At 63.9% G+C, this 1,151-nt stretch carries 1 pseudogene; it reads right to left on the bottom strand.

The features are described 5' to 3' along the window. Positions 1-902 (bottom strand): annotated as a pseudogene (locus EN984_RS35455) (carbamoyl phosphate synthase large subunit); the annotation flags it as partial. Positions 903-1,151: the final 249 nt, after the last annotated feature.

Below are 1,151 nucleotides of genomic sequence, written 5' to 3'. Positions count from 1 at the left end.
GTGATCGAGTCGCCCGTGTGCACGCCCATCGGGTCGATGTTCTCGATCGAGCAGACGATGATGCAATTGTCCGCCCTGTCGCGGACGACCTCCATCTCATACTCCTTCCAGCCGAGCACGCTTTCCTCGATCAGCACTTCGGTGGTCGGCGAGGCATCGAGGCCGGACTGGACGATCTCGTAGAATTCGGCCCTGTTATAGGCGATGCCGCCGCCGGTGCCGCCCATGGTGAAGGACGGGCGGATGATGGCCGGCAGGCCGACATGGTCGAGCGCCTGTGCGGCGATCGCCATGCCATGGCTGATGTAGCGCTGCTTGCGGTCGCCTTCGCCGAGGTTCCAGCGGGTCTCCAGCGCGTCGAGCGCGGCATCGAGATCGGCAGGCGCCTCGGCCTTGACGGCGGCGCGCTCGGCCTCATGCGTCTTGCGGTCGGTGTTCTTGACGTCGGTGGCGTTGGCCAGCATCGACTTCGGCGTTTCCAAGCCGATCTTCTTCATCGCCTCGCGAAACAGCGCGCGGTCCTCGGCCTTGTCGATGGCCGTGGCGTCGGCGCCGATCATCTCGACATTGTAGCGCTCGAGCACACCCATGCGGCGCAGCGACAGAGCGGTGTTGAGCGCGGTCTGGCCGCCCATGGTCGGCAGCAGCGCGTCGGGCCGCTCCTTGGCGATGATCTTGGCGACCACTTCGGGCGTGATCGGCTCGATATAGGTGGCGTCGGCCAGTTCCGGGTCGGTCATGATGGTGGCTGGGTTGGAATTGACCAGGATGACGCGGAAGCCTTCCTCCTTCAGCGCCTTGCAGGCCTGGGTTCCGGAATAGTCGAACTCGCAGGCCTGGCCGATGACGATGGGGCCGGCCCCGATGATCAGGATCGACTTGATGTCAGTGCGTCTTGGCATGTCAAAGGTCCGTTCGGCGGGCGGCTTGCACAAAAAACCGGGACGGGAAGACCCGGCCGGTTGTGCTCGCGATTCTGGTATCAGGCTAGGAGGGCCTTATAGGGAAGAGTTTTAACTGATGTAACCCCGAAAATGAGGGTTGTTGTGGGCGGCGCCAGCCGAGAAGCGCCTTGTTCCGGCGCGCCCCCCTTTACCCTGCCAGGCATCTCCCCCTCAAGGGGCAGGGCTATCGCATATGGACTCCTGAGA

The organism is Mesorhizobium sp. M7A.F.Ca.CA.004.12.1.1 (assembly GCF_003997835.1).
Classification (GTDB): domain Bacteria; phylum Pseudomonadota; class Alphaproteobacteria; order Rhizobiales; family Rhizobiaceae; genus Mesorhizobium.
Note: the sequence above shows the minus strand (reverse complement) of the source record. Positions and strands in the feature narration are given on the sequence as shown.